This is a genomic window from Marinobacterium sp. xm-g-48 (assembly GCF_013282925.1).
Lineage (GTDB): Bacteria > Pseudomonadota > Gammaproteobacteria > Pseudomonadales > Balneatricaceae > Marinobacterium_E.
On sequence record NZ_WBYQ01000002.1, the window covers coordinates 405,284 to 430,182 of the forward strand.

General features: G+C 42.5%; 24 protein-coding genes. 13 read left to right on the top strand and 11 right to left on the bottom strand.

Annotated elements, in window-relative coordinates:
- Position 1 precedes the first annotated feature (1 nt).
- Positions 2-421 carry a DUF4426 domain-containing protein gene (locus XMG48_RS05845; RefSeq protein WP_173481115.1) on the bottom strand — a complete coding sequence of 140 codons (420 nt, stop codon included), beginning with the start codon at positions 419-421 and terminating at the stop codon, positions 2-4.
- Between the two features lie 11 nt (positions 422-432).
- Positions 433-999, bottom strand: a complete 567-nt coding sequence (locus tag XMG48_RS05850; RefSeq protein WP_173481116.1) for a peroxidase-related enzyme — start codon at positions 997-999, stop codon at positions 433-435.
- A 115-nt stretch (positions 1,000-1,114) separates the two neighbouring features.
- Between XMG48_RS05850 and XMG48_RS05855 the strand changes: the two genes are divergently transcribed.
- The gene (locus XMG48_RS05855; protein WP_173481117.1) at positions 1,115-1,519 is read left to right on the top strand and encodes a response regulator; all 405 of its coding nucleotides are present in this window, start codon (positions 1,115-1,117) and stop codon (positions 1,517-1,519) included.
- A 98-nt stretch (positions 1,520-1,617) separates the two neighbouring features.
- Here XMG48_RS05855 and modF read toward each other — a convergent pair whose 3' ends face one another.
- Positions 1,618-3,063: a molybdate ABC transporter ATP-binding protein ModF gene (gene modF / locus XMG48_RS05860; RefSeq protein WP_173481118.1), complete on the bottom strand. Its 1,446-nt coding sequence runs from the start codon at positions 3,061-3,063 to the stop codon at positions 1,618-1,620.
- A gap of 97 nt (positions 3,064-3,160) precedes the next feature.
- Positions 3,161-4,633: a ketol-acid reductoisomerase gene (gene ilvC, locus XMG48_RS05865; protein WP_173481119.1), complete on the bottom strand. Its 1,473-nt coding sequence runs from the start codon at positions 4,631-4,633 to the stop codon at positions 3,161-3,163.
- Between the two features lie 176 nt (positions 4,634-4,809).
- On the opposite strand from ilvC, the gene ilvY reads away from it, so the two are divergent.
- Together ilvY and XMG48_RS05875 are read left to right on the top strand one after the other, a co-directional pair.
- A complete protein-coding gene (gene ilvY / locus XMG48_RS05870; RefSeq protein WP_173481120.1) occupies positions 4,810-5,685 on the top strand; it encodes an HTH-type transcriptional activator IlvY in 876 nt (291 codons plus the stop codon).
- Entirely contained in the window at positions 5,685-6,377 is a 693-nt protein-coding gene (locus tag XMG48_RS05875) for a tetratricopeptide repeat protein (RefSeq protein WP_173481121.1), read from the top strand. The genes ilvY and XMG48_RS05875 overlap by 1 nt, the downstream gene beginning before the upstream one ends.
- Positions 6,378-6,891: 514 nt before the next feature.
- Here XMG48_RS05875 and XMG48_RS12015 read toward each other — a convergent pair.
- On the bottom strand, positions 6,892-8,274 hold the full coding sequence (locus XMG48_RS12015; protein ID WP_173481122.1) for a site-specific integrase: 1,383 nt from the start codon (positions 8,272-8,274) through the stop codon (positions 6,892-6,894).
- A gap of 35 nt (positions 8,275-8,309) precedes the next feature.
- Positions 8,310-8,558, bottom strand: a complete 249-nt coding sequence (locus tag XMG48_RS05885) for a hypothetical protein (RefSeq protein ID WP_173481123.1) — start codon at positions 8,556-8,558, stop codon at positions 8,310-8,312.
- A gap of 741 nt (positions 8,559-9,299) precedes the next feature.
- On the opposite strand from XMG48_RS05885, the gene XMG48_RS05890 reads away from it, so the two are divergent.
- From XMG48_RS05890 to XMG48_RS05935, 10 genes are all read left to right on the top strand, one after another.
- Positions 9,300-9,770, top strand: coding sequence for a hypothetical protein (locus XMG48_RS05890; RefSeq protein ID WP_173481124.1), 471 nt, complete (start codon positions 9,300-9,302; stop codon positions 9,768-9,770).
- Positions 9,767-11,725: a relaxase/mobilization nuclease domain-containing protein gene (locus XMG48_RS05895; protein ID WP_173481125.1), complete on the top strand. Its 1,959-nt coding sequence runs from the start codon at positions 9,767-9,769 to the stop codon at positions 11,723-11,725. The genes XMG48_RS05890 and XMG48_RS05895 overlap by 4 nt, the downstream gene beginning before the upstream one ends.
- Before the next feature lie 467 nt (positions 11,726-12,192).
- Positions 12,193-12,399, top strand: coding sequence for a hypothetical protein (locus tag XMG48_RS05900; RefSeq protein WP_173481126.1), 207 nt, complete (start codon positions 12,193-12,195; stop codon positions 12,397-12,399).
- A gap of 149 nt (positions 12,400-12,548) precedes the next feature.
- Positions 12,549-14,291 (top strand): anti-phage ZorAB system protein ZorA, encoded by a 1,743-nt coding sequence (gene zorA / locus XMG48_RS05905; protein WP_173481127.1) that lies wholly within the window; start codon positions 12,549-12,551, stop codon positions 14,289-14,291.
- Positions 14,288-15,019: an OmpA family protein gene (locus XMG48_RS05910; protein WP_173481128.1), complete on the top strand. Its 732-nt coding sequence runs from the start codon at positions 14,288-14,290 to the stop codon at positions 15,017-15,019. Before zorA ends, XMG48_RS05910 begins: the two co-directional genes overlap by 4 nt.
- Complete coding sequence (locus tag XMG48_RS05915; RefSeq protein ID WP_173481129.1) at positions 15,019-16,542, top strand: EH signature domain-containing protein; 1,524 nt, start codon at positions 15,019-15,021, stop codon at positions 16,540-16,542. The genes XMG48_RS05910 and XMG48_RS05915 overlap by 1 nt, the downstream gene beginning before the upstream one ends.
- A 21-nt stretch (positions 16,543-16,563) precedes the next feature.
- A complete protein-coding gene (locus tag XMG48_RS05920) occupies positions 16,564-19,599 on the top strand; it encodes a DEAD/DEAH box helicase (RefSeq protein WP_173481130.1) in 3,036 nt (1,011 codons plus the stop codon).
- A gap of 41 nt (positions 19,600-19,640) precedes the next feature.
- A complete protein-coding gene (locus tag XMG48_RS05925) occupies positions 19,641-21,191 on the top strand; it encodes a lysozyme inhibitor LprI family protein (RefSeq protein ID WP_173481131.1) in 1,551 nt (516 codons plus the stop codon).
- A 3-nt stretch (positions 21,192-21,194) separates the two neighbouring features.
- Positions 21,195-21,620 (top strand): hypothetical protein, encoded by a 426-nt coding sequence (locus tag XMG48_RS05930; RefSeq protein ID WP_173481132.1) that lies wholly within the window; start codon positions 21,195-21,197, stop codon positions 21,618-21,620.
- Positions 21,621-21,628: 8 nt separating this feature from the next.
- Positions 21,629-21,964: a hypothetical protein gene (locus tag XMG48_RS05935; RefSeq protein WP_173481133.1), complete on the top strand. Its 336-nt coding sequence runs from the start codon at positions 21,629-21,631 to the stop codon at positions 21,962-21,964.
- Here XMG48_RS05935 and XMG48_RS05940 read toward each other — a convergent pair.
- Genes XMG48_RS05940 through XMG48_RS05960 form a run of 5 tightly spaced genes read right to left on the bottom strand, consistent with a single transcriptional unit; the run spans position 21,961 to position 24,894 of the window.
- Positions 21,961-22,512 (bottom strand): alpha/beta hydrolase, encoded by a 552-nt coding sequence (locus tag XMG48_RS05940; RefSeq protein ID WP_173481134.1) that lies wholly within the window; start codon positions 22,510-22,512, stop codon positions 21,961-21,963. The two genes, XMG48_RS05935 and XMG48_RS05940, sit on opposite strands and share 4 nt — an antisense overlap.
- Positions 22,513-22,818 (bottom strand): hypothetical protein, encoded by a 306-nt coding sequence (locus XMG48_RS05945; RefSeq protein WP_173481135.1) that lies wholly within the window; start codon positions 22,816-22,818, stop codon positions 22,513-22,515.
- 13 nt (positions 22,819-22,831) lie between these two features.
- A complete protein-coding gene (locus XMG48_RS05950) occupies positions 22,832-23,932 on the bottom strand; it encodes a tetratricopeptide repeat protein (RefSeq protein WP_173481136.1) in 1,101 nt (366 codons plus the stop codon).
- Between the two features lie 56 nt (positions 23,933-23,988).
- Positions 23,989-24,339 (bottom strand): hypothetical protein, encoded by a 351-nt coding sequence (locus tag XMG48_RS05955; protein ID WP_173481137.1) that lies wholly within the window; start codon positions 24,337-24,339, stop codon positions 23,989-23,991.
- Positions 24,340-24,393: 54 nt separating this feature from the next.
- Positions 24,394-24,894 (bottom strand): hypothetical protein, encoded by a 501-nt coding sequence (locus XMG48_RS05960; protein WP_173481138.1) that lies wholly within the window; start codon positions 24,892-24,894, stop codon positions 24,394-24,396.
- Between the last annotated feature and the right edge of the window lie 5 nt (positions 24,895-24,899).

Sequence of the window (24,899 nt, forward strand, 5' to 3'; positions counted from 1 at the left end):
GTTAGCGATTAAACAGACGCTGCTCAAACTGATGATTGAGTTGAGCGTCTGTCTCTTTGAGATCAGTTACAACACTAAACCGAGTCACCTCACCATGCGTGAACGGAAAATTAGCCGTGTACATGATGCGCATCCCTTCATAAAACTCACGCATCTCCAATACCACGTCTCCTGTTGATCCTGACACTCTTACCTTTGGATCCTCAAATTGATAAGAACCGAAGGTCACAGGATCAACGCAAGTGATCGTCAAGTAGCCCAATGAGGGCTTACGTTCGAATCCATATAGATCTGCCACATGTTCGGAAAGCTCTTCACTCGCAGAAACATAGGTTTTAACCTTACAATCTTCTGCCCATACACCGGTTGAAACAAAGGCTAAAGAGCCAGCAAATAGTGAAGCAATTACCTGTTTTTTCATAACAATCCTTACTAGCGACCTAAACTGTAAAATTCATCATTAGGGCGCAAACTCATGACATTGGCCATGCGATTAGAGAAGCCAAACAACCCTGTGATTGAAGTGATATCCCAAATATCATCATCACTGAACCCCTGAGCATGCAGCCTATCAAAGTCTGCCTCACCGACCTCATTAGCTGATTGAGCGACCTTCATGGCAAAGTCCAACATGGCGCGCTGGCGGCCAGTAATATCTGCTTTACGGTAGTTGGCAACTATCTGATCGGCAATCAATGGATTTTTCGCACGTATTCTCAAAATTGCGCCGTGCGCAACGACACAATATTGGCATTGGTTCAGGCTGCTAGTGGCCACCACAATCATCTCACGTTCAGCCTTTGTCAGCCCTGATTCCCGCTCCATAAGCGCATCATGATAAGCAATGAACGCACGAAACTCTTCTGGCCTCCTAGCCAATGCCAGAAAAACATTAGGAACGAAACCGGACTTTTCCTGAACCGTTAAAATAAGATCACGGATATCTTCAGGTAGATCACTTATATCCGGGGTACTAAAAACACTAATCTGATTACTCATTAGAAGAGACTCTTATTCTAAATTTTTCCTATTTATACCAGAAACATGATCTGTGCAGTATTGAACTGATTCAATCAGTGCTAGGATGAATTCATAGCATAAAGTAGATAAAAAAATGACAGACAACACCCGGAAGCCAAGAGTACTAATTGTTGATGACGATGAGTTTTCTCAAGATTTCATCAGTGGAGCTCTAGATACATTAGCAGATGTAAATGTCGCAAAAAGTGGCGAACAGGCGCTTCATAAATTGAGTGACACCTGTCAACTGCCAGATCTAGTGGTTGTCGACATTGTCATGTATTCAATGAACGGTATCGAGATTACCCGTTATATCCGCCATGATTTGAGCGAACATAAAATACCTGTCTTTGTTCTGTCATCACACGCTGATCCAGAAATGGAGCGAATTGCCTACAGTGCTGGTGCTACCGTGGTGTGTAAAAAAGGTCTATCAGCACAAGCTTTGTCACAGCGCATTCGCGGGCTTCTGGATATTTCATTTAATCCCCACTCTTAAGAAACATTGCGTACACAGGTATATTGGACCGTCAATAACTACTAAAAATCTTATTCCAACCGCACTACTCATTGCACTATGGGTGGTTCGTTAACGGATTAGGATTGGCGTTTCTGCATCGCCATAAAGTGCTCTATCCCTTTGATTTGATCTTCAGCGTGGTGGTTTACATACAAGACGGTCGTCTCGTTACCCTCACAGATCTTCTCAATCAGAGCCAATACCAACTGTCGGTTCATATCATCTAGCCCTAGACAGGGCTCATCCAGAATTAATAGCGGTGGATGTTTTACCATGGCACGCGCAATCAACAAGAGTCGCTGATCACCGTAAGAGAGCTTGTTGAACGGCACATCGGCGCGATCCTGCATACCCAGCAGTGCAAGCCACTGATCGGCAATCATCTTCTGATTATCGGTTGATTTGGTGTACATACCAATGCTGTCAAAGAAGCCCGAGATAATGACATTTTTACAACTGATGCTGACACGATACTCCCATTGCAGTGCGGTCGACACATAACCAATAAACTGCTTAATCTGCCAGATACTCTCGCCGTTACCGCGCTGAAAACCGAACACAAAGATGTCGTTGACGTAACACTGCGGGTGATCGCCAGTAATCAATGAGAGCACACCTGTTTTACCACTGCCGTTTGGACCGCTCAGTTGCCAATGTTGGCCAGGATTTATCGTCCAGTTGAAGCCCTCAACAATTACTGCATCACTGTATTTGATCGAGATATCGGTCAGTTTGACCAGTGGATCATTCGGATTCAGTTCTGGAAGCGGGTTAGCAGGATCCGCCGGTGGAACCTCTAGATCTGTCGTTTTCAAGTGAAGCAGTTGGTATAGCTCTGCATAAGCCGATTCATCGCTGCGATCGACCTGAAATGCTAGACGTCCCGCATCGTTACCCACCTTCTCCATGTAGGCAACATGAGTAATAAAATCAGGCATTTCGTCGAAGCGGTTTAACACCAGTATCATCGGCGTGGTATCAATGATGCTGGCTAAATGCTGCTGCAGCATCGCAAGCGTATCAGCATCTAACCCATCAAATGGCTCATCTAAAATAAGAAGCTCTGGGTTATTGGCCAACGCACGGACCAACATCATCTTGCGGCTCTCACCGGTCGAAAGCTTGCGGAATGCTCTATCCAACAGCGGCGACAAACCGAACTGCTCGACTAATTCAGCCGCTAACAGTTGATCTTCACAATGCTCAAAGATCATTTCCCGAACGGGGGTTCCTTCTGAGATGACATCTAAAATATCGGCGTCATCCTTTTTAAGCTCCTGTTTGATCAACTCTGCCTGAGCTTCGAATGAAACGAGTCCAACTCTATTTGGGACTCCCTCTATGGATCCATTCAATGCATCACCAAACCCTGCTAACACCGCTGCAAGCGCCGACTTACCAGAACCATTGGTACCGGTGATGACCCAATGCTGATTGGGCTCAATGGTCCAATCGACCCCTTTAAGGTCAAAGCGTTCATCAAAGTTTACGTCAAGGTTTTCAATGTGAATGGATGTCGACATGGGGATTCCTAATCAACAAATAGAGTTTATAAAAAGCATAAAGCCGAGTACTCCTTGCGAGGCACTCGGCTTTGAGTCGTTTAAATTTTATCTAAAATTAAACGATCTTCTTCATGTCAGCCATGTGGCCACGAAGAACTGTACCGATCGCTTCAACTGGGTGAGCGCGTAGTGCAGCGTTAACTTCGATTAGACGAGCGTTATCTACGCCGTTGTCGTCAAGATCTAGGCCTTTACCGATCACGTCTGATTTGATGCCCTTCATGAAGTCACCTAGTAGCGGCACACACGCGTGGTTGTATAGGTAACAGCCGTACTCTGCAGTATCAGAGATTGTTGCGTTCATTTCGTAAAGCTTCTTACGAGCGATAGTGTTTGCGATTAGTGGAGTCTCGTGAAGTGACTCGTAGTACGCAGACTCAGCGATGATACCAGCAGCCGTCATTGTTTCGAATGCAAGCTCAACACCTGCTTTGACCATAGCAACCATAAGGATGCCTTTGTCGAAGTACTCTTGCTCAGAGATCTCTACGTCGCCTGCTGGAGTCTTCTCGAAGTTAGTCTCTGCAGTCTCTGCACGCCATTTAAGAAGATTAGCGTCATCGTTCGCCCAATCCTCCATCATGACACGTGAGAAAGTGCCGTCGATGATGTCATCCTGGTGCTTGTTGTAAAGCGGACGCATGATCACTTTTAGCTCTTCAGCAAGGTCGAAACACTTGATCTTAGCTGGGTTAGATAGACGGTCTAGCATGTTGGTAACGCCGCCGTACTTAAGTGCTTCAGTGATGGTTTCCCAACCGTACTGAATCAACTTAGATGCGTAACCAGCGTCGATACCCTCTTCAACCATCTTGTCGAAACATAGGATCGAACCAGTCTGCAACATACCACAAAGGATAGTCTGTTCACCCATAAGGTCAGACTTAACTTCTGCGATGAACGATGACATTAGAACGCCCGCTTTGTGACCGCCAGTACCTACAGCGTAAGCTTTAGCCAGTGCTAGACCTTCACCCTTAGGATCGTTATCTTCGTGAACCGCGATTAGAGTTGGAACACCGAAGCCACGCACGTACTCAGCACGTACTTCTGAACCAGGACACTTAGGTGCAACCATGATAACGGTTAGGTCGTCACGGATCTGCATACCCTCTTCAACGATGTTGAAACCGTGTGAGTAAGATAGGCAAGCGCCCTCTTTCATCAGAGGCATCACCGCGTTAACAACGGCTGTGTGCTGCTTATCTGGAGTTAGGTTAAGTACGACGTCTGCAGTAGGAATAAGCTCTTCGTAAGTACCAACAGTGAAACCGTTGTCCGTTGCGTTTTTCCATGACTGACGCTTTTCAGCAATCGCTTCAGGACGCAGAGCGTAAGAGACATCTAGGCCTGAGTCGCGTAGGTTAAGACCCTGGTTAAGGCCTTGCGCACCACAACCTATTACAACCATTTTTTTGCCTTTAAGCGCTTCAACGCCATCAGCAAATTCAGACATATCCATGAAACGGCACTTTGCCAGTTCCGCTAGCTGCTCACGTAGTGGCAGTGTATTGAAGTAGTTAGCCATGCTAAACAGATCCTAATTTAATTGGGAGGTGCGTCGTTGAACGACACGGACAACTGACTAGAGTTCTAATCAAAGTGGGCAGATTATAAGCAAAACCAATAGTTTCTTAAATTGATATATTTGCAACACAACATCCCGATTTGCGCAACAATAGACAATTTAGATAGACTACCCCCATGAATTTAAAGAATCTGAAACAGTTTTTAGCATTGGCCGACACTCTGCACTTTGGACGGGCCAGTGAAGAGTGCCATGTCAGTCTATCAGCCCTCTCTCGAAACATTCGCCAACTCGAAGAGGAGCTGGGCGTAGAACTGTTCAAACGTGATAATCGGACTGTAGTTCTTACCCAAGAGGGGCAACGCTTTCTACAGTACGCCCGCGAAACTTACAGTCAGTGGAATATTATTCGCAGCGAATTGACGGACAAAACAGGACAGCTCAGCGGTGAGATCAGTATCTACTGCTCGGTAACAGCTAGTTACAGCTTCCTGTACGAATTGTTAAACCGCTTTCGCCAAGTACATCCGCATATCGAGATTAAGCTTCATACAGGGGACCCTGATCGCGCCATTGCACGTATCCAAGAGGGTATAGAGGAGATCACCATTGCCGCTCAACCCGACAACCTGAGCAAAAGCCTCTCATTTAAACCGATTACCCAATCTCCCTTAGTATTTATTGCACCGGCAGAGGCACAACCCAACTTACCCAACAGCTCACCACAAAGCGTTGAGGATTGGCAGAGCACCCCTATGATTCTCTCTGAAGCGGGTGTTGCTCGAAGTCGGGTCGACGACTGGTTAAACGAGCAAGGCATCACACCCAATATCTATGCTCAGGTTGCAGGTAACGAGGCGATCGTCAGCATGGTGAGCTTGGGGTTCGGCATTGGTGTCGTGCCCAAAATTGTTTTGGATAACAGTCCACTGGTCGAGCGAATCAGAATACTGGATGTACAACCCGCTCTAAAACCCTATGAGATCGGACTATTTACACTAACACGTAGCTTAAAAAACCCATTGATTGAAGCGTTCTGGGAGCTAAGCTAATGATGAAACTGATCGCTGTTGCATTTCTGCTTCTCACCACTCCTCTTCAAGCCGCCAGTTTCAGGGAGACCTGGCAAGCACTGTTCAGTGAACAGTATTCAGAAGCTATCGCCGGTGCTCGTGATCTTCAGCTCAATGAAGACCCCAGAGGCAATTTTCTGTTTGGTTATATGTATCTGTTTGGTAAAGGGCTGGAACAAGATCCTGTTAAGGCTGAATCCTATTTCAAACGCGCCTCGGAGGCCGGCTTTAATGGTGCAACCTTTCGATTGGGAAAGATGTACCGGGAGGGACACCCTGGCGTACCGAAACAGACAGCACTGGCCTATCAGCTCATTTCACAAGCCGCTGAAAAAGGCGGACCCAACGCACAGTTCAACTTAGCGCAGATGGTCGAAAACGGGGAAGGTACCGAGATCGATTGGGAGAGAGCGTTTAAGCTATACCAAGGCGCAGCTTCCAAAAAACACGCCTTCGCGCACTGGAATCTAGGCTACTACTACCTCACTGGAAGAGTCGTTGCTAAAGACGTCAACAAAGCGTCTGAACACTTTGAGATCGCCTTCAAGGAGGGATCCGCTAAGTGGCTGTCTGTCGAGATCAATAGACGCCTGTTGGACGATATAAGTGATGAGGTGCGTAAGGTGCTAGAAGAACAACTCATCAGCTTGTCTCGAAGCCTCCGTGACTGACTTCAGTCTGTCATCGGCTCTATGAGCGTTTTCCAGACAACCCAATTAACCGGACAGCGGATGACAGGCTAAAGCCAGTCACCGGAAAACACAAAGGGCCACCCTAACGGGTGGCTAATTTCCTGTTGGAGCGATTTTGAGCACAGCGAAAAGTCGCGAATTTGAGATGAGAGGATTACGAAATACACCCCTGTATTTCGCCCCTTCGGGGCCGCGCTTTGATCGCCTGCGACGTGACTGACTTCAGTCTGTCATCGGCTTTATGAGCGTTTTCCAGAGGGTCCATTTAAGCCAACAGCGGATGACAGGCTAAAGCCAGTCACCAGAAACACAAAGGGCCACCCTAACGGGTGGCCCTTTGTGTTTGTATGGTCGGAATGAGAGGATTCGAACCTCCGACCACTTAATATAAAAGCCCTATATTTAAAGGCATATAGGAGCTAAAATCTCACCATGGGGTTCTCGTGGGGTTCAGTAGGTATTTTACACACTATTGGCACATTTAATGCAGACATCAAAAACCAAGCCTTTTTTTCTTCGCTTCAACATCGCTTTCTCGCTCTAGTTTCTTAATAAATCGACCGTATTTTTGAACTAGCATTTCTACAGTTGAGTGCCCCATCTGCCTGGAGATACTTTGGAGATCACCGCCATTTGAAATAGCAGTAGATGCGAATGTATGGCGAGCCTGCTCTAGTGCAATTTTAACTCCAGACCACTTTTTAACGTTTTCCCAAGCTCCACTTATAGATGAAGAGTTCCAAGGCTTACCTACCTCTCGACGATGCCAGCGCGTTTCGCTGAAGTTCTGAAATATAAAACGAAGCTTCTCAGTTTTGTATCGGCTCTCAGATCTCAAGCGCACTTCAACTTCGAATGGATCACTATTGAATGTTCGTTCCTTCGCTCTATACAACATATCCATCGCACGACCTGGTAAAACAATATCACGGTATGAAGCAGTCTCTTTCGGCTCTTTATATACATTATTAGTAAAAGCTCGCTTAATACTTATGGTTTCGTCTTCCCAATTAACATCTTCCCATGCTACAGCCAACAACTCCTCAATTCGCAGACCAGTATTGCAATCAAAAATAAACATCTCTGCAAGCTCTGACTTTTCTTTCTCATTCAGAACTTCTTCTATATGGTTGATATCGTCTTCAGTGAATACTTTCATCTCTTCATGCGTTAGGGTCTGCACCGACAAGTATTCGAAGTTTCGCATTGGATTGTCTTCAATTTCTTTCAACGCCACTGCGTATTTGAAAACAACATTTAGCGCTTCGAAAACATTGTTAACTGTTTTTGGCTTCAGACCCAGCTCGCCCTTTCGAGCACCGCGAGTGATCTCTTTCTTATGAAATAAGAAAGTCTGCAGCGAGTTAAGCATTTGAAGTGATATATCACCAATTGGTGTTTCGCGAAGACCTCGAAACGCCAGAACACGGTCACCTGTCCCTCTAAAAGGTCCAAGATTATCCCCTGTTAAGATCCGATATCTTCCTTCAGTTGTATTTGGTTCGATTCTAAACTTCAGAATGTCATCTTGCTGCTTGCGATACCAAAGATCTATAACATCACCAAATGTCTTGGTAACCCTATTCTTGGATTTTTTGGCATATGCACTTTCGGGCAAAAGATTTATGTATTCACGACTGTCGAAATCATTTGTTCGAAGTCCACGATCGATTCGCTCCTTTGCAAAATTCGCCTTATCTAAAACATATTGAAAGTCAGAATCTGACTTAACATCTTTGATACTGCAAAACCTTGCCTTTTGAACTTCGTGCAGAAATAAAAATTCAATTCGTATTGAATCGCCGTGAATGTTTACCCCAGGCATTCCAAGACCAACAAAGTCTTTGTATCTCACCTTTCGACGCGTATCTTTCACAAATTCTCCAATAATTTCATGAAGTCTTTATTTGGTTATAGCCCAAGCTCTCGCACGACATCATTCATATCATCAACCATCGCAACATCACCATCCTTCATCATCGCCTCAATACCCTTTGCCACCAAAAAGTTGAGGACAAGTTGACTATTCCCCTTAGTGTGGTCATCGATCCACTTATCCAGAGCCTTGTGAAGATAATACGTGTTGGCCTTGGCATAATGCTCATTACGATCTTTGATGCGACCAGTAGCCAAGACTCTCATTTGTGTAGGTACTTTCATGCAACTTCTCATTGTTAATACTTGTATGGCCTTATCATACAATTTATACATCCCCTCTCCAATCACCTTCGCTCCTCAAACATTCGGATTGCTTTGTGTCGATAGAGGATAGAACAAGATTTGAGAAATCATTCAACTGAATGAACATTGATCACAAATGAAGAAGTTTTGAGAGGATCAAGTCAGCACACAGGCTACCAATGGAAGACCTCTATTCCACAAAAAATTACAGTCGTTCGTATTCCTGATAATTCTCTTAAGTTACTTTATAAATACTCCCCATAATCTTTTTTCTAGATTTCATTTCCCTGGTTTCTAACTCCTTAGGATCAACATTAAAAACCCCATTTAGAAATTTCATTAGATCATCATCCTTTACCTTTTGAACTTTATTATTTTTGAAATCGACAGTTAATATCATAAAAACCTCTCTTATTAATTTTTATTTATATTAACAAATACAAAGTTAAAATAAAACAAACACTGTACAAGCAACCAGTTATTATTTATATTAGATGATCAATTTAATACAAAATGAGAATTTGATTCTCTTATTTTTTAAATTGAAAACGGAAAGCAAGCAAAATCAAATGATATCACTTCGCGATAATCATTTGAGCTTATTTTAAATCCTGATACCCGCACTTCGTTTGGTATCAAGATTTAAAAAGGCATCCTCTCTTCGATTGGATGCTTTATTACAAGGACGTACACCACAACTACAATAACTACAGGTGTACTATGAACGACATGACAAGCACGCTAGTGCGACTAGCAAAAGATAAAAAGAAAAATTGGAAGCAAGAAGCTAAGCATCACAATGTATCTTTAAATAAATACATTATTATGCGAGTTGAAGGTGAATATATTGAACAACCAGCACAAAAAATCAATAAAAACAGCAAGCTTGCTCTAAAACGAATAAAAAATAATTATCATCAAATAATTACAGCAACAAAGCTAAAACATCCTGATAATTATTCTCGCATTCTAAATGAATTCCAGAGCTCGATGAGCTCTTGCTTTCAAAAACTATCCACGAAATTAAAAAGCAAAAACCTTGATGACAATATAACAAGCCAAAAAATTAATGCGTACGGACATTTCGTAAATAAACTCGCGCTCGAACTAAACAATAATGGCTTTGTATTACCGATAGAATACACCGAACTATGCATTAAATTCGAAAAGCTACTAGGTGATCTCCAATGATCACCAAGGCAAAAAAGCTGGTAAGCGCTGTGAACGTTGCCATCAAAATTAACTATTTACTCAACGGTCATACCGAAGAGAACAATAGAGTCCTACTGGTTGAGTTCGATGAGAATACATATATCTCTCCTTACCAGGCACCCATCGTGATTGCTGATCAGTTTGCTGCGGAAATGGAGGAATACACAGAAGAAGCACGTAATGGAGAGGATATGCCGTCCGTCCTAGCTCAAGATGTATTTATTTCATTCTCCGTAAATGATGTGGTCTCCCCTCGTGAAGCTGTAGATCGATTAAAAGAAGCTGTTTCTCTTGTTATGGGAGATTCCGCAAGAATGGGAATTTTTGTAGTTCATGGAGATCATGAATATATCCACGTACATGGTGTTTTCTCAGTGGTTGATGAGAATGGGAAAATATTCTCAAAGTCCCCTCTAACACCGACTATTCAGAGTGATTGGCGAGCATGGGAGCGTGCCAATGAAATCATTGAAAACAATTATGGGTACGAAAAGGTCAAAACTAGGATTTCCGAAAAGCGTTACGGAAACGAAAAAGGACTAACTCAATCCGAGTACCACCAACAACAGAAACTGGATAAAGAGGGAAATGGTCAGCTAGTTACCCGAAAACATCTGCAACGAGTTCTGAAAAATGCTTTAGATAGCAGCAACGGGGACTTCAAGCGATTCATGCTCAACTGTCAAAAGCAGGACATCAGCGTAAATATAAGGACCAATAGGAAAGGCATTCAAGGTGTAACCTACATTGCTAATGGCGTCACATTTAAAGGTAGCAGTGTGGGCAAGGCATTCACTGGAGGGGCGCTCAAAAAAGCACTCAATTTTGACCTCAAAAATCCTAACCATACCGCCCTGCTCGAAAACGCTAGCAAGGTATTCAGCAAGACTGCTGTAGTAAGAGACCTTGAGAGAACTATACATAGAGCTGCTAAAGCGCGTAGCAGAATGTACTCACCTAAGAAGACAAAATCAGCCAAAGAACGCCTTATCGATAGAAGTATCCAATCCACAACAACCAACGATAAATCTATTCTCTCATCTCCCGCCATAACCAGTGAGGACCCCAAGGTTAGAGCTGACGCATTAGCCGCCTGGTTCGATCAGCTAGAAGCACTTGAGAAGGATAAATTGGAGCAAGCCATAGGCCACATGGAATCAAGAATCGAAGCAGAGAAAGCTGATCAAAAGCGCCTATTAAACATTGCTCTTGAACTGCTAGGCTCTGGAACTCAGGCAGCTCAAATTCTGAAAGACGACATGCAAGTTTTAAGTGACTGGGTAGATCATATGAGCAAAGCAGATCCTTATGACCTGTCGGTGTTGATGGATGATGAGTCTCGAACTACTGAGAACCCGAAGCAAAGTTGCAGCGACCAGACCAACGCCCATCAAGCGTTTAATGGAATGGATTATTCACCCGATGAATTACTACCGCCCCCAGAACATAGCTTCATGACTCGAACAAAAATCAGCACAACCGACATTGATAACAAACTCTCAGATATCCAAACCAAACTAGCTGATAGAAAAGCTAATGAGACTGATAATCTGTTGCAGCAATCTCTTCTTGAGAAGAATAACGACAAAGCCTTGAACAACATGCGTTCTATGAACAGAACTTATGACGATCTACCTGAGCTCACAAAGAAAACACTCGGGAATCAGGCATATCGATACGTGTTCAATTTCGTGCTCAACGAAGGAATCAAAGTATCGCATTTGAACGCAAAACTGCATAAAGATATGTCGTTAGAGGACATCCTTACCGATGATTACCAAGCGGAAGAACAAAAGCTGAATGACTTGCGACTTTTTTTGCAAAAGGCCAAGGTTGAAGCCAATAGGCTTAAAGAACTTAATAAGGATTCGAGTGAAAATGCCTGCACATCCGACTTTTCTGTTCACTTAAAGGGAGCAAAAACTGATAAATAATTTTGTATTGGTAGTCTTACCAGAAGACTCCGTCAGGTATTGGTAGCATTACCTTACAAAAAACTAGTATTGGTAGGACTTCCTTAAAAAACAAATTCGTTAACGGTAGTAAAACCTTAGATCAGAAGGCTCAATCGCAAGAAATCATTACTTAAACGACTTAAATAAAACTATTGCGACTTTAATCGAGGGTTTAATCAGTTTCTACTACCTATAGCAGAAATTTGAGTAAGGTAATGCTACCAATACAGGTGATTTCATCAGGCTTTGCTACCAATACTCCAAAACGGCTTTAAATGATGAGGATGTTTTTGTTATTCGACAACGTAACAAGCTGATTAACCGCGCTTAGATCAAAAGGTTAAGCCCTACTTACCTCAGTAGCTTTCGTGTTTTTGAATTTATCGCTTTCTCAATAAGAACTGGTATAATACTGTACATTCATCCATGCATACTAAGAGTTTTACATGCATCAGAGAAATCAAAATTACTCGAACTCACTCCGTCGATTCGCAGAGCAATGGACTGATTCGCAAATTCGCGAAGCAATTGCTGATGAAAAACGCATCCTAGCCGATCAATCGCTATCCCCTCTCGAGTTCGAAAACTCTAAGCTAATATGTGAAATCTACGAAGAAGTGCTCAGCGAACGCAACCCAAATACAGCAGCATAAAAAAGACTAGAAGTTAAGCCATGCCTCTTAAGACACGCTAACGCACGCAATTAATTATTCGACTTTTCAGAACGCACAGAATATTAATTAATACAGTTTAAATATGATAAAGTGGATTTAATGCACTATTAATGTCATGAGATCCCGAAATGTTTGAACTTCTGATTCATCTACTTCCTTCTTTCGAACTTTTAAACACACCAGAATTTGAAACCAAAGAGTTAACAGTCTACTTCTGGATCTTCATGATGGGTGTCGTAGGGCTAGCCTTCAGCTTCCTTACTATTCACTACATAAAAGCTCGTGGCAGAATCTCCGCAATTACTTCTTTAATCACTTCTCAGACCAGAGCTGATCTTGCGATCAATCGACAAGAAACTCTGGAGAGAGCACTTAAACTCAAGAGCAAAGAAGCTGGAAACCTTTGGCGTGAGTTTGATGAGAGCTTGGTTTTCTCTTCTGATCAGAAATTTTTATTTAACACATTAGATGCTGAACACTTCTTCAACAGCCAAAGCCTTGCCCATGGTCTAACATCAAGTCGACTACTAGCTGCTACCCCATCCTTCCTGACAGCCATAGGCGTGTTGGGTACTTTCATCGGTCTAACCCTTGGTCTTAACCAGCTTCACGTAAATAGTGGTGATGTGAACTCATTGAAAGAAGGTGTTTCAATGATGATTAACGGTGCTGCCGTAGCATTCATGACTTCTGTTTGGGGCGTTGGACTAAGTCTCATCGTTAACTTCGTTGAGAAGCTAATCGAACGTTGGGTTCTGGGACATGTTACCAATCTCCAACATAAGATTGATTACCTATATCCTCGCATTCCTGCTGAACAGACTCTTGTTCATATCGCAGATTCCTCACGTGAAAGTAAAGAAGCACTTCAAGAGTTACATGAACGAATTGGTGATCGTCTACAAGAAACTGTTGAAGGACTTTCTACTACCCTACAAGAAGCGATTGCTGAGTCTTTGGAGCGAGTGGTAGCCCCCGCTCTGAAATCGATCTCTGATAATGCGAGTGAGAAATCCACTGAGGTGCTTGAGAAACTCATTCAAGACTTCATGAGCGGCGTTAACTCTGCAGGTAAAGCCCAAGGTGAACTCCTTGAGCAAGCAGCTTCATCAGTTACAAATGCAGTTGGTGATATGGGCCAGCGCATGGACACCCTATTCTCACAAATTGAAGCTCAGAATACTGAGATGCAAAGACGATCTTCGAATGCGTCTGCCGATTTTACTGAGAAACTAAAAGCTCTCTCGGAAATGGCAGATGAGCGCGAGCAAAATCTTAGTGAGAAGTACCAGGCGCTTCTTGAACAGCATGGCTCTATTACGGAAGCTCTTATCAGCGCATCTTCTTCTATTGAATCAAGCAGCAGCCATATGAGTGACTCAGCACAGCACCTTGGTAAACTGGGAGCTGATCTAAACATGGCAAGCACTACATTGAAAGATCGACTTACTGAGCTTATGGCTAGCGTTGAGAAGGCTAGCTCTATTAACTCTGATTTTGCAGAACAGCTATCTTCACATTCTGAGGCGCTACATACACTTCAAGAGAGCATTAAACATACATCTGAACAGCTTGCACGGTCTGCAGAAATGGCAACAGATGGCTTCAGCAAACTTGGAACTCATCAAGAACAATTTCTGCAAGGCATCAATCGCGAGTTCACCCAACTTTCTGATAGCTTGGCTAATCAAATTAAGAATATCGAGAAGCAAGCAGAGGAATGGCTTAAAAGTTACTCTGACGAAGTTAGCGGCCAAGTTAGCCACCGTATGGAGCAGTGGAATAAAGAAACACTGGCCTTTGCTACTCAGATGCGAAATACCGTTGTTGCAATTAGTGGCTTAGTAGATGACTTGGAGCGTAAAGAATGAGACTAAGCCGCCGTCACAGAGTACAGGCTGACGAGGATAATCCTTATTGGATGTCATTCTCTGACATCATGTCGTCCCTACTCATTATCTTTATTTTGGCTGCAGTGGTCCTAATCATGCAGTTAATGCAGGCTCAAAGAGAGTTTGATGAAGAGCTTGAGATACTCAAGGCTGCAGAAGAAGTTAGAAAAAGCATTATTGTCGAGGCTGCAGAAGAACTTCAAAAACGTGGAATCAAAGTTACCGTATCAGAAAACAACTCCGTACTGAGTATTCCAAATGAGATATTAGGTTTCGAGACTGGAGCATATAACCTTGAAGAGCGCTACGAGCCTACAGCCAAAGAAATAGGTTTGGTTTTGAACAACGTGATTTCAAAAGACAATCGAGTTGATTACCTAGACACGATTTTCGTCGAGGGGCATACGGATAATCGTGCATTTAAAGGCTTCGCTGGTAAAGGCAACTGGGGCTTATCCGCATTTCGAGCTATCTCACTTTGGCAATTTTGGATAGAGAGTCTTCCACCACGTTCGAGTCTCAGTAAGATGGAAAACAAAGATGGATTACCTCTTTTCTCTGTGAGCGGCTATGGTGAAACACGCCCAGTGAAAGAAGTTCAGATCACTGAAGAAGACTATCGAATAAACCGTCGTATCGATATTCGATTCACAATCAGGCGTCCAACCAGCGAAGAGTATCAGGCTCTTAAAAACAGGTTGAACTAATGCTGAAACTTCCTAGCTTTTCACATGTAAGCACTATCTTTGAGTCATCGCTCAATACAGTGTCTTGGGTGACTTTGACTAAAAAAGTTAAAAAAGCACAGGAAGATGCAGGTAAAGGGGACGCTTTCCAGGAAGCAAAAACAGCTATTGAACGTATGTCGGGACGTGCTGATTTCTCAGGATTAAGAACCCTGCTCAAGAAGAGATCTGCCGCTCGAGCACTCAGTCAAATTTGGGTTGAAGGCGGATCTTTGGGGGATGCCTTATTCAATGTAAAATTACTGATGTTCTTAATCGAAGCACAGGCTCCTCGACTTGGCCGTATAGTTCTTATCAATTTGGTTACGATCTACTTCAAGAAATTCGATTTACTCAACAATCCATCATCCGCTGCTACTAAGAATTTCTTAGGCTATTACGCAGGTTTGCTCAAAGATCAGCTAGCCCTATTACCTGAAAAAGACTCCGAAATGGATGTTCTTCAAACCTTAAAAAAGAACAAAGATTGGTTGATCTCTCCAAACGCTCCTAGCGAAGTCGTTTCAAGAACAAGAGCCAACAACCAGGATCTTGATGACTATCTTGAGCAATTGGGTATTCGTGATATTGCAGATGGCCGATTCAGTGACATTTGTCGTTCTTCATACTACTTGGAAACTCTCAAAGAAATTCCCGTTGGTGCAGAAGATCCAGTTCTTCACGAACTTCAAAAATCCAGCGTTTATAGTGCACCTTACGAAGAAGGCAAAACGATTGGCATTGCTGCTCTCGAAATAATGATAGATCGAGCAACTGAAGCGCCTGGCGATTCTTGGGAGAAAATGATTTTCTCTATTGCAGGCGATCCTCGCATTTCTGATAGAGCAAAATCTTACCGCGAATGGTGGACACCTCTTGGAAGCAATCGCGTCCAAAAAGTCCGAAGCTGGCTAGCTAAAGCTGACTTGAAACTCTTCCTAAGAGCTGTTGAAGAGTATGGTTTTGTATCAGGTAACCACGAACTTCAAAGAATGTTTCCTGATAGAAAAGTGTTTTTGGAGGGATTATTGTCTCAAGGCGTCATTCGTAATACACGCCTGATGCTTGGTGATACTGCGAAGCGCATATTAAGAAATATTCTGGATGAAGACCTCAACACTTCATACGTCAGACTAACTGACTCTCAAATGTCTGATAAGTCAGTTATCTATGTTGATTGTGGCGATTTCCATATTATTGAAGGATCACACGATTTTAAAATTTGGATATATTTGAATAAGCCTTCAGAACTTGTAACTGACTACTCAACGAATGATTTTACTTGGCACATTCTAACTAAAACGATACCCAAATCTTATTGGAAAACGTTTAATAAATCTCCTGTAGATATCATCCATAACAAACAGTGGCAGAGTAAGGTTATTAAGCATCTAGCTGACAACGGCGTAGATCTTGATATAGAACAACTCTTTACAAAATCTGGGTATAGAGAATACCTAAATAAACATGGAATACCTGTAGTAAAGCCTCGTGTTCCTCGCTGATTTTTAAATAAGGATTACTTCATGGGTCTAAAATCACTTCTGAGCAGCCTTCTAGGCAGCACATCCCAAGAAGATCTTGCAGCTGAGGGTTTTCAGCACGCGATTGATAGCAATGGTATTAATTTTTACTTAGATAAATCAGATTTCGAACAACTCCTTGGTGGCAAAGGCTCACCAATTGCTCTCATCCAGTTAGTTGTTTTAAAAATGCTCGAAGAGCAGGGACTGACTGAACGCCTACCAAATGGCTTCTCATTAAATTCAGCTTCAGTTGCTGGTCTAGATGACGAGCAGGCAGAGCTTTTACAGCTTCCTAGTCGATTTACTGGCCAGTTTGTTACCAATGTTAAAGGACTATCTAAAAGTAGCTCATTTGCTGTCGATATCAGTATTAATAAAGATGGCCAGCCAATACCTTTTAGAGTTCGCGGGGCAATTCTACAAATCACCTCTAGCGAGCTATACAGACTCACTCCAGCTGAGCTTGTTGCTTTTGAAGCTTCTGAACATCATTCAGAATTATCGCCTGACGATAAAGGCGAAGCAGCCAATCTTCGTTTGATCGCAGAACTTCAGACTGCACAACGTAGCGGAATGAATATCGATCTGAGTCACTTCGAAAAGTTCGACGTACACATCCCTAAAGAGATTGGTGTTGTTGCCACTCAGTTACCAGACGGAAGCTTAGAGTTATGCCCATCGCTTGGTGACGGTTCTACACCAGATCAACTTGGCAAACGTTGGGGACAACTTGAGCTCTCAGATAACAAAGGTGTTTTGAGGGTCGAAAACCGTATCGTTCTATTTGAACCTGAACGAATGGAAGCAATTAAAGAGGTACTAGGTAACCGCCGCATCCCAGCCGATAAAGTAGCTGAGTTCATTGCAACTCCTAGTGCATTTCTTGACGCAGCATTGGTTAATCTCGATCTCGGTTTTTCAATCCGAGTCCTTGGGGTTGGTAAGCTCAAACATATAGATTTTGGTACAGATGACGCTAAAAAGGCTGACTGGTTTGCTGCTGGAGACACTCCCCTTCCCACTAAAGCCATACCTAATCTAGTTACTACTGCTGAAGATTTAGAAACATTTGAACAGACTCTTCAAAATGCTCAGAAGCAAGGTGCAGACTCCGTTGTTTTCGAAGGTGAAACAATCGACATCTCTGATGCAAAAGCTGTCGAAGAAGCCATTCAAGAAACAAAACATAAACTTGAGCAAGCCAAAACAAGACCAGTGGACGATATAGACATCGATGAACCCACTGAAAAGATAGCTGCTACTGTTGTCCTCAAAGAGCTAGAAGATTCTGACGTTTCTCTTCTTGAAAAAGCTAAAAATGCTGCCGCTGTGACAACTCCTGACTGGACTAGATATGCACGCACTCCATTCCCTCACCAGTTAGAAGGTATCGACTGGATGACGGGACTTGTTGAAGCAGCTTTGAAGGAAGATCACAACAATCCTTATCGACTTCAAGGTGCTCTTCTAGCTGATGATATGGGACTCGGCAAAACGTTCATGACTCTTGTTATGCTCGGTGAGTACATACGGTCCGTCAAAGAGAGTAAAAAGCGAAATCCCAAACCGATGTTGGTCATTGCACCTTTAAGTTTGTTAGAAAACTGGGAAGATGAAGTTTCCAGTACATTCAAAGATATCCCATTTAAAGACATCGTAGTTCTTCAAAGTGGACGCGATCTCGCAAATTTCCGAACTAAGGGAGCTGATAGAGAGTCTAAGCAGCTAGCTGATTTGCTTGATGAGAATGAGATGTTCAATGAATCCGATATTCGATACGCACTGAATATTGGTCCTGAGGCAGGTCCTCACCGCCTCGATATGGAAGGACGTCTTGTCCTCACAACCTATCAAACGCTAAGAGACTACCAGCTTTCTCTTTGTATGATCGACTGGGGTGTTGTCGTTTTCGACGAAGCTCAGAACATTAAAAACCCAAATACACTTCAAAGCAGAGCGGCCAAAGGACTCAAGGCTGAATTCAAGCTTCTAGCTACTGGTACCCCTGTAGAGAACAGCCTTGCTGACTTCTGGTGTCTTATGGATACCGCTCAACCTGGGCTATTAGGCGGCTGGGCTGATTATCGCGAGAATTGGATTAAGCCAATTGCTAACGCCGACGAAGAAAGTTCTGCAGAAGTTCGAGCAAATGTAGGGTCTGCTCTTAGAGACGCTGTAGGACCGTTTATGCTTCGTAGGGTCAAAGAGGATCAACTCAAAGGGCTTCCTACCAAAACGATCCACAGTGGACTCCCTCAGCCCGAGGGAAGCACAATTATGCTTACGCCTCAGTTATCTACACTAATGCGTGGCAATCAGCTTCAATCATATGATGCTGCCATTGCAGATCATCGTGCGAGAAGCCTCGGTACTGAAGGCAGAAATGAAGCTTTGAGAACTCTATCTTTGATTCGCCAAATCTCTCTTCACCCGCGACTATCCGAAGAAACGAAACTGCTAACATCTAACGGCAAAGCCGCACGTGAAGTCATGGCAGAGTCAGGCAAGCTAGATGTCTTGTTGGACATACTAGACGACATCAAATCCAAGAAAGAAAAAGTCATTCTTTTCATGGTCACAAAGAGACTCCAGGCACTTCTAAAATTATGGCTTGACCAAATCTATGGATTGAATGTTTCCATTATCAATGGCGATACTGCTGCCGTTCAGAAGAAAGCGGATGACACTACCCGTAAAGGACTCATCACCGAATTTGAAGCCAAAGATGGATTCAACGTCTTAATCATGTCACCTGTTGCTGCAGGTGTTGGCCTCACTGTCGTTGGAGCTAACCATGTAGTCCATTTAGAACGTCATTGGAACCCAGCCAAAGAGGCACAGGCTACAGACCGTGTATACCGCATTGGGCAGAAGAAAGATGTTCATATTCATCTTCCAGCAGTCACACATCCAGAGCTCGATTCATTTGATGTGCACTTGGACAGATTGCTACGAGGAAAGATGATGCTAAAAGATGCAGTTGTTACGCCTGAAGTCGTTTCAGAAAGCGCGATGATGAACTCTCTCGGCTTATAGGTAGTTATCTAATAGTGACATTACACAAACGAAGATTAATCATGAATAAAGCCTATTTACCCTTATATAGATTATTGAGCACAATTTTTCTTTCAGCTTTGACAGTTTTCACAGCAGCTGCCGACACCGCTTCTAACTGCTCAAATCCAACCTCGAAATCTGAAGAAGTTATCTGTACGAATTTTGATCTTAGTATTGAAAACAGAGTTCTAACTTACTTCTACAACCTAAGAATTGAAAGCCCTCGGGGTTATTCAGAAAATGGAAAATATCTTGACTCCAATAAGACCGATGAAAGTCTCATAGCAGATATCAAAGGTAGACAACGGGAGTGGATTGAAAGCCGAGATAAATGTAACGGTGAAATTAGCTGCTTAGAAAGTTTATACAAAACTAGGATTAGTGCACTTTCTGAAAAAATCAGATTAGACGGTCCTTCGGGTTCAAAGTGGGATGCATATTTGGATAGTCCTGATCAGCGTATTAAAGCATCTACTTTAATTGCCTCATTCCTTGAAAATGCTTCGAGACATGGTCTTTCACCTCATTTTGAGCCCGCTAAGTCAGCAATTGGGGACTTACAAATTGTTTCTCAGTTCGGACTATCTAAAGAGAGTTTCTTACTCCCCACGCTTGAACTGAAGGGTAAAGAGAACTCTTCCTTCAAAGACCCTATCAACTTTTCCAATCTTGCTGAGATCGATTCAATTGCGCTAGCTGAGTGTCTTAAAAACAAATCATTAGATGATTTCTGGTGGCACGGAAATTGGGTTTACCTTCAGTCGGCAGCACAAAATGAGTGTATCGAATTCCTATGGCCTGATATGGGTACAACGAATGAACTTGAAAGACCTTATATCCGCTCAAAGTTTTTGAAAAAGATATCAACCATAGAGTCTGCAACATCTGATGACTGTGAAATACTGAGCACTAATAGTGATGTTAACTTTTGTACCGATAAGACTATTCAAACTCTCATTTCATCTATTAAAGAATTTCTAAAACAGTCCAATTCAGATCTATCAGAGTCGCTCTTAGCAGAATCACATTTATCATGGAGAAATAAAGCTGTTCACCAACTTAATTATTGCAATAACACTGTCGGATGCCTTCAAGAGGTTTTAATTGAACGATTGAAAACACTCAGAATGTCAGCGATAGCAAAAGGAGATACAAATAAATTCTTTTGTCATTTTAATGACTCTGGAATCTATGTCTGTCCTTTTGGTTGGAACCTCGATGGTGCGTCCATGTGCGTCACGGATTCTGGTAATTTTTATCAACTCTCAAAAAAATCTGAAAACAAATTCCAGCTATCAGTCAGAACTAATGGTGACTTTCTTTTTGACCCAGAAGATCAAGGTTTTGAATCTTCTACTTTAGGTACTCCAGCAGCTAATGGAACCTATCCATGCAACCTAAATTTAGAACTTTCATTCCCTGAATGGGGACTCCGCTGGGGTCAAAGCAGTTGCTACGGAGGTGATGATCCGACGGTAATGGAAGAAGCAATAATGACGTCAATCAGTTGTGATGAACATCATGAATATTGCCCGCAAGAAAAAATGACATGTTTAAAAATTATGTGGTGAACGATGAATAAAGCTTTTTACTTCCTAGCCCTGCTAAATTTTTCTAATTCTGCATTTTCTGATCAAAGTAATGATGCTTTAAATGAATTGATGTATCTGTTTAATTCTGCCGAAGAATTCTGTTCTATCAAGGCAAATTATTTTACTAGTAAGATTCTTGAGTCTGATAAACCCAATGCAACTATGGATCCACTAGAAACTGTTAATTTTCTTATGAAAGGCATTGGAGATCGGCATGAAGCTGCCAAAAATCAACTTGATCGTTGGAAGGTATCTGGTGAAGGCTATGCCATGAAAACAATTATTGAAGAACTTAGAAACGGAAATGCTGTAATAAAGTCGCTAAATGACAAAGCTACTAAAGAATGCAGAATGAATATTCAGAAGAACATAACTGGATTAATTTTGAAGTACAGTTCTGAGAAATAGTAACAGCCATGTCAACGTTTAGCGTATTTCTTAAATGGCTTGCATTAGCAGCCACAACCGTAGTGTCTCAAAATGTAGCTTTTACTCTCTATACCATCGCAAATCCACAAACGATGGGGTTCATGGGAGACGAAACACCTTATGGCTTTGAAAAAATGATTGTGGCCGTCATTTTACTTGGATTCTTAGCTTTAAATTTCATTCAAACTGGAATTTGGCAGCGAAAAAGAGAACAAAATGTTGCCCTAAAGGTACTGCTTTACACCTTCATAATTCAGACGATGGTTACTTCTGCAGTTCTAATTGGACCGCTTTATTACTACAGATGGTTTGTAGCCAATTAGGCATCACCCAAAACGTATTCGCCAATAAAAGCTTTAACAGCTTCATGACTTAGCATGTGTGTTTCGTCATTAAGAATAATTGCTGAGCCCTCACCAAAGTAATCATCAATTAGAGCGAACTGCTCTTGGTTATAGAGCTCATCCTGATTACCCATAAGCACTTTAAAAATTTCAGGCTTAGCTAACGAGCTCGACTCAAAGGCTTCTTTGAGTCGTCCCGTTAATGGAGGTCGACTCATGTACATTCGATCTTTAGCTTGTGCGATACCTAGGACAGGCGATAGTAGAAGAACTTTATTTGGTGTTACCTTGAGGTCAACTAGGGCTTGAAGAGTTAAATAAGCACCATAGGAATTGGCGACAACAATTCGATCAGGATTCTCGATTATTTTGGATTGGATCTGTTCCACCTGAGTGAGTGGTGGTTGCTTAAGAAATTGTACATCGACAGCGATACCATCGAAGGAATGAGCGATTTTATTCAGTTCAGGTGCCAGTCCTTTTTCTAAGCTTCCTCCTCGGCCAGTTATGTATAGTATTTCGATCACTTAAAGAGAATCCACAAGATGTGTTCGAAAGACCCATTCGCTAATCGGGATTTTACCTAACGCCTCAAGGAAGTCGGCTAGAATCCCATGTTTCCGTGCTAATTGTAACTGTTCCTTTAGACGATCCAGCTTATCTTCATCTGTTGATGGATACCAAGCCGCTAATATTAGGGGTACAACCTCTTTAGCCTCATGTCCAACCTTAAGCTTAAGGAGTTTGTATGCTTGATCCCAATATTCAGGATTTGGACAAATTAATAATCCTCGGTCGATCGCTTCAAGGAGCTGATAATCCTGTTCTCTCATAGGAAAGGACACCTCATGAGTCTAAATTGCCATTTGCTCTAGCGAAAAACGCTTCGAGCTGCCTTAAAGCGACCTTCGAGTCTTCATCACCATGGCTTGCTGCATATTCGAAATATCGAATAGCACGAGGAATATCAGTCGGAACACCATCTCCATTTACCAATCGAGATCCTGCATTGAACGCGCCCGTTATATCACCTGCTTCAGCAGCTTGAATATACAACTTAGCAGATTTAACCCTATCTTGCTCACAACCTAGACCTCGTCCTATTAAAGAACCAAGAGAGTTCATTGCCTGAGCCAGTCCAGATTCAGCTGCGAATTGATAGAATTTCTGAGCAGTTTCGTAATCAACTTCGCAGCCTTTACCCATTTCATACATAGCACAAAGATAATAATGACCTTTGGGATGTCCCTGCATCGATGCTAAACGATAAAGACTAATTGCCTGCTCATAATCTTTATCAACCGCTAACCCATGCTCATACATTTGGCCAAGCTCGACTTGAGCAATGGCATTTCCCTCCAGCGCTCCTCGTTCTAGAAACCCAACAGCAGAAGATGGGTCTGCTTCAACGCCTTGCCCATACAGATATAGAACACCCATATTTGCACAAGCTCTCCCATCCCCCATGTGAGCGGCAGTGCCCCACCACTTCATGGCGTCTGCAATGTTTTGCTCGAGTAAGTCACCTTCATAAAAGCGTTTTCCAAGATCTAGCATTGCATCTAGATCTTTTCGTTTAGCCGCATATCTTAAGTAAGCTAACCCTTTGTCTTGATCAAAAACACTATTCTGTTCATTCAGATATATTTGAGAGAGAACATTGACGGCTGAAACAGCACCAAGAAGAGCGGCAGCCTCAAGGTAAAAGATTGCCTTTTCCAGATCTATTTCGCCTAAAACACCTCTCAAATGAGCCAACCCAAGATCGAAAGCCGCAAGAGGATTCCCGTTTTGTGCAGCGGGCTTCAGGAGTTCAACTGCATCGCAAAATTTCTCGGCACGAATACAGTCCATGGCAGCAGAGTTTTGAGCTATAAACTCATCATGCCTATCTTCACATGCCTTGATTGCTTCATCTGTAATAGAATCTAGTTCAAACTCTTTCATTTAGTCCTAACCTAATAGTTAGATTTAATCAGTCATTCAATTGGTACGGGTGGCTACTAAAATCCCACAACAAAGCTCAAAATAGCAAATGAGGAAGTGAACACCAGGAAAGCAGCATAAAGCCTTGCGACGTATTTCCAAAAACGCCATTCATGGGCAACATTCTTTGCACACTTCCACAAGCCAATACCAACAAAAATATTGGCAACGACAAAGAAGGCCAGGACTATTAGCAATGCGATTGCACCTAAACCATCGGGCGAAATTAGGCTTTCACTTTTTATATATCTGAATCCAAATTTAAAAATTTGAAATAGCACAAAAAGATGCAAACTCACAATCGCAGCTTCTTTAAGCGATAGTGTTCCTCTGTACAGCTTAACTAACTTTAAAAGCAAGGCATCCATATCAGTCTCCTTGAATCGACCAGTCGTCCCTATAATTTCAGTTAAACAAACAAGTTATCCAATCAACACTATTTGTTCATAGGCTTCTGTATCCAAAACAAGGTCTTCACCATCCCAAATAGCAAAACCATCGTCTGCAGCAATTTTCCCCCAAAAATCTGTAGCTACAACATCTTCAATTAGGTCTGACAAATAAACTTTGGTTCCAACCTCTATAGTTGAAGGGATAAGGTATGCTCCGTAGTATGCATCCCTTAGTTTTCTGCCATAAGATTTGAAGCGTCCGATCTCGATCCATTCAGATTCAGGGTAACTCAGAATACGTCCGTATTGTTGGAATACCTCTCGACCAGTCGTTTCGACAAGTTCAAGACTCTCTTTATTTTGAAAAAGGAACATTGTTTGTTCTAGTTCACAATTTTTCTCAACTGCTCTAAAAACTATTCTGCATCCATCATAAAGGGCTTTTTGGATTTCTTCTTTCGAATAAGTGCTCGAGATGATTGGTATAGTTAAATCCTTCATCCGATCAAAGCTAACTAGTCTGTATCCCATGAAAT

Bases quoted from the DNA above. Each gene is read 5' to 3' on its own strand.
- XMG48_RS05845 (WP_173481115.1), bottom strand. From the start codon at position 421: ATGAAAAAACAGGTAATTGCTTCACTATTTGCTGGCTCTTTAGCCTTT.
- XMG48_RS05850 (WP_173481116.1), bottom strand. From the start codon at position 999: ATGAGTAATCAGATTAGTGTTTTTAGTACCCCGGATATAAGTGATCTA.
- XMG48_RS05855 (WP_173481117.1), top strand. From the start codon at position 1,115: ATGACAGACAACACCCGGAAGCCAAGAGTACTAATTGTTGATGACGAT.
- modF (WP_173481118.1), bottom strand. From the start codon at position 3,063: ATGTCGACATCCATTCACATTGAAAACCTTGACGTAAACTTTGATGAA.
- ilvC (WP_173481119.1), bottom strand. From the start codon at position 4,633: ATGGCTAACTACTTCAATACACTGCCACTACGTGAGCAGCTAGCGGAA.
- ilvY (WP_173481120.1), top strand. From the start codon at position 4,810: ATGAATTTAAAGAATCTGAAACAGTTTTTAGCATTGGCCGACACTCTG.
- XMG48_RS05875 (WP_173481121.1), top strand. From the start codon at position 5,685: ATGATGAAACTGATCGCTGTTGCATTTCTGCTTCTCACCACTCCTCTT.
- XMG48_RS05885 (WP_173481123.1), bottom strand. From the start codon at position 8,558: ATGAAAGTACCTACACAAATGAGAGTCTTGGCTACTGGTCGCATCAAA.
- XMG48_RS05890 (WP_173481124.1), top strand. From the start codon at position 9,300: ATGAACGACATGACAAGCACGCTAGTGCGACTAGCAAAAGATAAAAAG.
- XMG48_RS05895 (WP_173481125.1), top strand. From the start codon at position 9,767: ATGATCACCAAGGCAAAAAAGCTGGTAAGCGCTGTGAACGTTGCCATC.
- XMG48_RS05900 (WP_173481126.1), top strand. From the start codon at position 12,193: ATGCATCAGAGAAATCAAAATTACTCGAACTCACTCCGTCGATTCGCA.
- zorA (WP_173481127.1), top strand. From the start codon at position 12,549: ATGTTTGAACTTCTGATTCATCTACTTCCTTCTTTCGAACTTTTAAAC.
- XMG48_RS05910 (WP_173481128.1), top strand. From the start codon at position 14,288: ATGAGACTAAGCCGCCGTCACAGAGTACAGGCTGACGAGGATAATCCT.
- XMG48_RS05915 (WP_173481129.1), top strand. From the start codon at position 15,019: ATGCTGAAACTTCCTAGCTTTTCACATGTAAGCACTATCTTTGAGTCA.
- XMG48_RS05920 (WP_173481130.1), top strand. From the start codon at position 16,564: ATGGGTCTAAAATCACTTCTGAGCAGCCTTCTAGGCAGCACATCCCAA.
- XMG48_RS05925 (WP_173481131.1), top strand. From the start codon at position 19,641: ATGAATAAAGCCTATTTACCCTTATATAGATTATTGAGCACAATTTTT.
- XMG48_RS05930 (WP_173481132.1), top strand. From the start codon at position 21,195: ATGAATAAAGCTTTTTACTTCCTAGCCCTGCTAAATTTTTCTAATTCT.
- XMG48_RS05935 (WP_173481133.1), top strand. From the start codon at position 21,629: ATGTCAACGTTTAGCGTATTTCTTAAATGGCTTGCATTAGCAGCCACA.
- XMG48_RS05945 (WP_173481135.1), bottom strand. From the start codon at position 22,818: ATGAGAGAACAGGATTATCAGCTCCTTGAAGCGATCGACCGAGGATTA.
- XMG48_RS05950 (WP_173481136.1), bottom strand. From the start codon at position 23,932: ATGAAAGAGTTTGAACTAGATTCTATTACAGATGAAGCAATCAAGGCA.
- XMG48_RS05955 (WP_173481137.1), bottom strand. From the start codon at position 24,339: ATGGATGCCTTGCTTTTAAAGTTAGTTAAGCTGTACAGAGGAACACTA.
- XMG48_RS05960 (WP_173481138.1), bottom strand. From the start codon at position 24,894: ATGGGATACAGACTAGTTAGCTTTGATCGGATGAAGGATTTAACTATA.